Here is a 7148-nt window from a genome sequence, read left to right as displayed (position 1 = left end):
GCGTTCAAACAAGGGGCACGAAGCCAGTTCTTGAAGTCGCTGCGCGACGCCCGGCAAACTCTGTGCTCCTCGCCCATACAGAAGGGGAACCCAAAAGAACACGGCTCGCTGCGCATCGCCTTAAGGGGTGCGTGCTGCGTGCAGCACCCTGTTCGAGGCGATGCGCAGCGAGCCGTAGCTCTTCATCCCGTATGACTGGGTGAGGAGCGCAGCAATTCTGGGCAGGCGCGCAGCGCCCTCAACATCTGACTTCGTGCCCCTTGTTTGAACGCAGCGTAGCGAAGTGAGTTGGGCACGGGCCCTGAATTGCGAGCACCGCAACGGACCCCGCAGGGGCCAGGCGTCCGGGGCGCCTTCTTTTGCTTACTTTTCTTGGTGAAGCAAGAAAAGTGAGTCGGCCGCCGGGCCGAACACCCGGCATCGTGCCGCCAGAGCAATAAGGAATGGACTTCCGCTCCGGGCACTTTGCCGTCACCGGACTTTCGGTCCAATGGCCGCGATGCCGCCCCGGCGGCCACCTGCTCATTCGCTGGGCAAGTCTGCCGACTTGCCGTAGCCACCCCCACCCGGCGTGCGAATCGCAAACACATCGCCGGGGCGCATCTCGACCTGACCCAGATGCGGCAGTGGCTCGATGCTGCCGTCGGCGCGCTGCACCCAGTTCAGGCCCGGCATGCCGGCCGCGCCGCCGGCCATGCCGAAGGCGCCGGTCTTGCGACCATTGCTGAGGATGGAGGCGGTCATGGGCGCCAAGAAACGAATCTTGCGCAGGCCGCCATCGCCGCCGCGCCACTGGCCGGCGCCGCCGGTGCCGGCGGCGATCTCGTAGGACTCCAGACGCACCGGGAAGCGCCATTCCAGTACCTCGGGGTCGGTCAGGCGCGAGTTGGTCATATGGGTTTGCACGACGCTGGTGCCGGCAAAACCGGGGCCGGCGCCGGAGCCGCCCGAGATGGTCTCGTAATACTGGTGCTGCGCGTTGCCGAAGGTGAAGTTGTTCATCGTGCACTGGGCCGCCGCCATCACGCCCAAGGCGCCGTAGAGCGCATTGGTGACACAGGAGGAAGTTTCCACATTGCCGGCCACCACCGCGGCCGGCGCGCAGGGGTTGAGCATGCAGCCAGTCGGCACGATCACGCGCAGGGGTTTCAAGCAACCAGCATTGAGCGGAATCTGATCCTCCACCAAGGTGCGGAACACATACAGCACCGCGGCCATGGTGATCGAACGCGGCGCGTTGAAGTTATTCGTTAGCTGCTGTGCACTGCTGCCACTGAAGTCGATGACGGCGCTGCGCTGCGCCTGATCGACCTTGACCGCCACCTGGATCTGCGCGCCGTTGTCCAGCATCAGCGTGAAGGCGCCGTCCTGCAAACGGGTGATGGCGCGGCGCACCGACTCCTCGGCGTTGTCCTGCACATGCTGCATATAGGCCGCCACGGTGGCGGCACCGTACTGCTCGACCATGGCTTGCAACTCTTGCGCACCCTTTTTATTGGCGGCAATCTGGGCGCGCAGATCGGCCATGTTCTGGGCCGGGTTGCGCGCCGGGTAGGGGCCGCTGGCGAGCAGGGCCAGCATCTCGGCTTCGCGCAAGACGCCCCGGTCCACCAGCTTGAAGTTGTCGATCAATACGCCTTCTTCCTCGATACGGGTCGAGAACGGCGGCATCGAGCCGGGCGTGATGCCGCCGATATCGGCATGATGGCCACGCGAGGCGACATAGAAGTCGGGCTTGTCCGACAGCGCCTCGCCCTCGGCATCGCCGCTGGCCGCGTGCAGAAACACCGGGGTCACCACGGTGATGTCGGGCAGATGGGTGCCGCCCTGGTAGGGGTCGTTGAGCACAAAGACATCGCCAGGCGCCATCGCAGGGTTGCGCGCCATCACCACCTGAATGGATTCACTCATCGAACCCAGGTGCACCGGAATGTGCGGCGCGTTGGCGATCAACTCGCCGCGCGCGCTGAACAAAGCGCAAGAGAAGTCCAACCGCTCCTTGATATTGACCGAGTGCGCGGTGTTCTGCAGGCGCAGGCCCATCTGCTCGGCAATGTTCATGAAGAGGTTGTTGAAGACCTCCAGCATCACCGGGTCGACCCGAGTGCCGATCGCGTGGCGCGGCCGGCGCAGCGTGACGCGGCGAATCTCCAGCCCGCCGCCGGCCAGCAAGCGAGCCTGCCAACCGGGGTCGATCACCGTGGTGGCGTTCTGCTCGGCCAGGATGGCCGGGCCGTCGATCACGGCACCCGCATGCAAGGTTTCGCGCCGATGCAGGGCGGCCGGCCGCCAGCCGGCGGGGCCAGCCTCATCGGCCGGGCAGTACATGCGGCGCAGCGCGGCGGGCTCGGGGCTGTAGGCGGCGCTCGCGGCAGCCCCTGGCGCCAGCGCTTCGGCGCGCGCGCCGGCCGCCGTGCACTCGACCGCCACCGCCTCGATCACCAAGGCCCGACCCGGCATCAAGAAGGCAAAGCGCTGGCGATAGGCGGCCTCAAAATCGGCCCGCAAGCCGGCCACCACGTCTTCATCGCGCCGCGCCAAATCGGTCACTTCACAGGGCAAGGCGGTGTCGGTGCCTTGGTAGCGCAGCAGCAGGCGGCAGCGGCTGCGCACGCCCTCGGGGCTAATGCCCTGATCCAGCAGCTCGGCACAGGCCTCTTGCTGCAAGAGCTGCGCCGTGGCCCTTGCCGCGGCCAAGCCTGCGGCGTCCAGCGCCAGTTCGACCGAGGCCTCGCGCAACACCCCCTGCTCGGCCAGGCCCATGCCATAGGCGCTCAAGACCCCGGCCAAGGGGTGCGCCAGCACGCGGCTCATGCCCAGGGCATCGGCCACCAGACAAGCAGCTTGACCGCCCGCGCCACCAAAGCACTGCAAGGTGTAGGCCGTCACGTCATAGCCACGCGCCACCGAGATGCGCTTGACCGCATTGGCCATGCTGCCGACGGCAATCTGCAACGCGCCGCTGGCCAGCTCTTCAGCGCTGCTGGGGCCACCGACCTGGCTGCTGGCCTGGGCCAGCTCTGCGAAGCGCGCCGCCACCGTGTCACGGTCGAGCGGCTGATCGGCCGTCGGTCCAAACAGCGCCGGGAAGAAGTCCGGTTGGATGCGGCCGAGCATCACATTCGCGTCGGTCAACGCCAGTGGGCCGCCGCGCCGGTAACTGGCCGGACCCGGGTTGGCGCCGGCCGACTCGGGCCCGACGCGCAGACGCGCGCCATCAAACCGGATGATGCTGCCGCCACCGGCCGCCACCGTGTGGATGCTCATCATCGGCGCGCGCATGCGCACGCCGGCCACCTCGGTCTCAAAGGCGCGCTCATAGTTCGCCGGATCGCTGATGCCGCCCTCGTGCTTGTAGTGGCTGACATCGGTAGAGGTGCCGCCCATATCAAAGCCGATCAGCTTGGCGTGCCCCGCCGCCAGCCCGGTGCCCACCATGCCGACAATGCCGCCGGCCGGGCCGGACAGAATCGCATCCTTGCCCTGGAAGTGATGGGCCTCAGTCAAGGCGCCGGAACTCTGCATGAAGAACAGCGGCACGCCCGGCATCTGGCCGGCCACCTGCTCAACATAACGACGCAGGATGGGGGACAGATAGGCGTCCACCACCGTGGTGTCGCCACGTGGCACCAGCTTCATCAAGGGGCTGACCCGGTGCGAGACCGAGACCTGGGTGAAGCCCGCGGCGCGCGCCAGCGCCTCGGCACGCAGCTCATGCGCCGGGAAGCGGTAGGCATGCATGAAGACGATGGCGCAGGCGCGCAGGCCGGCCTTGAAGGCCGTCTTCAGCTCGCAGGCCAGCGCCGCCTCATCGAGCGCGGTGACGCAATCACCCTGTGCGCTCAGGCGCTCCTTGGCCTCGATGACGCGGCTATAGAGCAACTCGGGCAGCAGAATATGCCGATCGAACAAACGCGGCCGCGCCTGGGTGGCGATGCGCAAGGCGTCACGAAAACCCTGGGTGGTGATCAGCAGCGTGGCGTCACCCTTGCGCTCCAGCAAAGCATTGGTCGCCACCGTCGTGCCCATCTTCACGCACTCCACCCGCTCCGGCGTGATCGCCTCGCCGGGCTTCAAATCCAACAAGCGCCGAATGCCCTCGACCGCCGCGTCGCGGTATTGCTCGGGGTTCTCGGACAACAGCTTGAGTGTGCGCAGCGCGCCATCGGGTGCGCGCCCGACCAGGTCAGTGAAGGTGCCGCCACGGTCGATCCAGAACTGCCATCGCTGGGCGGCGATGGGCGTGGAGATGGCAGAACTAGCGTCGGCAGGGCACATGGGCGAAGGCCTCGAGTCGATTTCGACAGGCATTGTGCGATCCGATTGCGCCGCGATCAAACAACAAAATTTCTGTTGAACTGATCGAATTTTTTGATGAAGAAGTCGTTCAGCCTTGCTCCGCAAAGGGCTGCGCCGAGGCCAGCAGCTCCTCAATCAAGTCCGAGGCTGGGTCCGGCCGGTAGCTGGCATGCATCAGCAAGGGCGCCAGCTCGAAGTTGCAGGGCAGGATCTGCAACGCCACCGCAGGCATCTGCTGGCGCACGACCCGCTGCGCCACCGCCAGCGGCAAGGTCGCAATGCCAAAGCCGGCCTGCACCAGCTGCAGCATGGCTGCAATCGAGGAGATGGTGTGAATGCGCGGCGGCTCCAGCGCCGCGTCTTGGAACAGCTGCAACAAGGCTTGGTGCGGCTGCGAGCCGCGTTGAAAGGTCAGCAACTCCTGGCCGGCCAGGTCTCTCAGGCCGTAGCGGCGGCGGCGCCCCCGCAAGGGCGGCAGGCTTTGAGGCCCCAGGCAGGCCATGGACATGCTGGGCAGCGGCCGGCTGCGCAGCGCGGCGGTATCTGCGGCCGGCAAGGAGGCAAACACCAGATCCAGCTGCCCGCGCCGCAGCTGTTCCACCAGCTCCAGCGAGGTTTCCACCGTCAGCGCCAGCTCAAACTCGGGCAGGGTCTCGCGCACGCTCAGCAGCCAGTCACTCAACCAGCTGTGCAGCACCGACTCGATGGCGCCAATGCGCAGATGCACCGGGCGGCGCGGGCCGGTATCCTTGTCGGCCCCGTCGCCATGGCGGCCCATTTCTTCCTTCACCTGGCGCTGCAAGCGCAGCATCTGTTGCGCCAGCCCATGAAAGCGCTGGCCGGCCTGGGTCAGTCGGAACTGTTGCTTGTCGCGCCGGTCCAGCAAAACAACGCCCAGCTCCTGCTCCAACGCCGCAATCCGCGCCGACAAGGCCGACTGGGTGAGATGCAAGCGCTCGGCGGCGCGTGTCACGCTTTGCAAAGACACGGCCCAATGAAAGGCTTCGAGAAATCGTAGGTTCATGGCGAAGGCAGTTCTTTGTTCTTGGAGCCATCGATGTGCCCCACTTGGGATTTCTCGTTCGACCGTGACTCAGCATCTGGTGATCTACAAGCGCTCAACCCCACGTGGGATGGACTACCGGACAGACAGTCGTTCAAATTTGCCACTGATGGGTCTGCGTCGGCCGGCCTCGCAGAGCTACAAAACGCTACGGCCGCTCAACCCCGCCAGATGCCGTAGGCCCATTCGAGCGCGAGATTGGGCATCATTGAGCGGCGGCATGAAGTCTGGGTAGGCGGCGAAGTGCAGCACAGTCTTTGACTGCGCCAAGTTCACTTTCTTGGCGCACCGGCCCATCGTAGATTTGGTCGTACTTTTCGCCCAACACGAATGAAGCCCAGAGGCGGCCAGCTGACTCCCAGCGATCTGCCTTGACGCCAAATGACGCTAGTGATTCAGCATCCAGCAGCCAAGCACGACACAGGGGGTCGCGTTGTCCTTGCAGTTGAAATGCGAAATTTCCAGCAGACTCCTCTTTGTATGCAACTTCCACCTGTGATGTGGAAGTGAGAAGGTACATAAAGTTCATTGCATTTCGGTTGACGCCCGTTGCATCAAAGTAAGCAGTCATCTCGTCCCTTAGCGGACCAAGGGTACCGAGCAAGACTTGCCGTGCAGCATTTGGAAGATTCAAAAGGCCACCTTCACGCTGTGCAGATAAGAAGGCGCCTTCTGCTGCTGCATGCATCGCGATGACACTTCCGTCCTTTATCTTCAAAAGATGTGCGCCAGGAAGTATTAATTGAGCGCACGCAGATGCACACAGGCCGACAATTTCAACTTTAAGTTGCTTGGCCTTCAGAGTCTTCCCGATCTTCATCGCTTCGAGCAGCAATCCACCGGGTGACCGCACTTGCACAAGTTGGATGTCGTCGGTCAGTGCCCTTTCAAACGCCTCCGCATCGCCCGCGTCAATCGTGCCTCGCATCTCCAAGGTGCTGCTTCGAACGCTGATGGTCGCTGCTCGCGCTGATTCTTCCATTCCAGCCATGGCAATGGCCGATACGAGCAGAGCCGTAAGAACAGTACGCATGGGGCGGGAGCGGCTTGTTAGGCTTAATGACTGAGTGAATCGGCTTGCGCCAAAGTAACGAAGTATGCAAAGCATAAAAAATCCGAGTCGCGCCGCCACTGCAATTCTGAAGAAATGATTCGTTAGGCGACAACGCGCCCAGGAGGATACATGCGCCTGCTGCCGGCCGGTACCAGCATATGAGGTTGCCTGCCGGACTGCAGCTATTGGGTCAGCCTCAAAAAGGCTGGCCGAAGCCTTCGCAAGGACAACCGAGGTCGAATCCCCCAGCCAAGGCATCTTCCCCCTGGGCTAAGATCGCCCCCCATCGTGATCGCACCCCACACCCTCCCCGCCAACACCAAGCCCCGCCGCATGGACCCCCGCGTCTTGTGGGTCTTGTGCTTGGCGCTGCTCGTGCCTTTGGCGCAGGGCTGGTCGGGCTGGCATGCGTTCTCGCACCTGAGTCCGTCGACGAACAGCACGCAGAGCAGTAAAGGCGGCAGCGAACGCGAAAGCAGCGCGCTGCATCTGACGCATTGCGAATTCTGTTTGGCCGCTGCGGCCATCGACGCGATCGCGCCGCCTGCGGCTGCCCTGCACTTTGACGCGCCCAGCCTGGGCGAGACACTGGCCCTGTTCAGCCCCGGCCAAGGCCCGTCCAAGCGGCCGCTGCGCGCCTATCAAAGCCGCGCCCCTCCTGCTCGTTTCGTCTAAAGCCAAGCCTGGTGTTTTGGTCGCGCGCGGCCAAGCGCCCTTTTGCCTTTGCCGCCC

Annotated in this window: 4 protein-coding genes; 1 reads left to right on the top strand and 3 read right to left on the bottom strand. The window is 64.4% G+C overall.

What is annotated here, in order from left to right; genetic code table 11:
• Positions 1–522: 522 nt before the first annotated feature.
• The 3 genes from WG899_RS11955 to WG899_RS11945 all read right to left on the bottom strand — a co-directional run bounded on the left by WG899_RS11955 (position 523) and on the right by WG899_RS11945 (position 6395).
• Positions 523–4278 (bottom strand): hydantoinase B/oxoprolinase family protein, encoded by a 3756-nt coding sequence (locus WG899_RS11955; RefSeq protein ID WP_339595878.1) that lies wholly within the window; start codon positions 4276–4278, stop codon positions 523–525.
• Positions 4279–4387: 109 nt separating this feature from the next.
• Complete coding sequence (locus WG899_RS11950; protein ID WP_339595877.1) at positions 4388–5323, bottom strand: LysR family transcriptional regulator; 936 nt, start codon at positions 5321–5323, stop codon at positions 4388–4390.
• A gap of 244 nt (positions 5324–5567) precedes the next feature.
• Positions 5568–6395: a hypothetical protein gene (locus WG899_RS11945; RefSeq protein WP_339595876.1), complete on the bottom strand. Its 828-nt coding sequence runs from the start codon at positions 6393–6395 to the stop codon at positions 5568–5570.
• Between the two features lie 309 nt (positions 6396–6704).
• Here WG899_RS11945 and WG899_RS11940 point away from each other — a divergent pair, with 309 nt between their 5' ends.
• Positions 6705–7091: a DUF2946 family protein gene (locus tag WG899_RS11940; RefSeq protein WP_339595875.1), complete on the top strand. Its 387-nt coding sequence runs from the start codon at positions 6705–6707 to the stop codon at positions 7089–7091.
• The last annotated feature ends 57 nt before the right edge of the window (positions 7092–7148 follow it).

Origin of the sequence: Paucibacter hankyongi, from assembly GCF_037482915.1 — a bacterium.
Classification (GTDB): Bacteria; Pseudomonadota; Gammaproteobacteria; order Burkholderiales; family Burkholderiaceae_C; genus Paucibacter_A; species Paucibacter_A hankyongi.
Note: the sequence above shows the minus strand (reverse complement) of the source record. Positions and strands in the feature narration are given on the sequence as shown.

Bases quoted from the DNA above. Each gene is read 5' to 3' on its own strand.
- WG899_RS11955 (WP_339595878.1), bottom strand. From the start codon at position 4,278: ATGTGCCCTGCCGACGCTAGTTCTGCCATCTCCACGCCCATCGCCGCC.
- WG899_RS11950 (WP_339595877.1), bottom strand. From the start codon at position 5,323: ATGAACCTACGATTTCTCGAAGCCTTTCATTGGGCCGTGTCTTTGCAA.
- WG899_RS11945 (WP_339595876.1), bottom strand. From the start codon at position 6,395: ATGCGTACTGTTCTTACGGCTCTGCTCGTATCGGCCATTGCCATGGCT.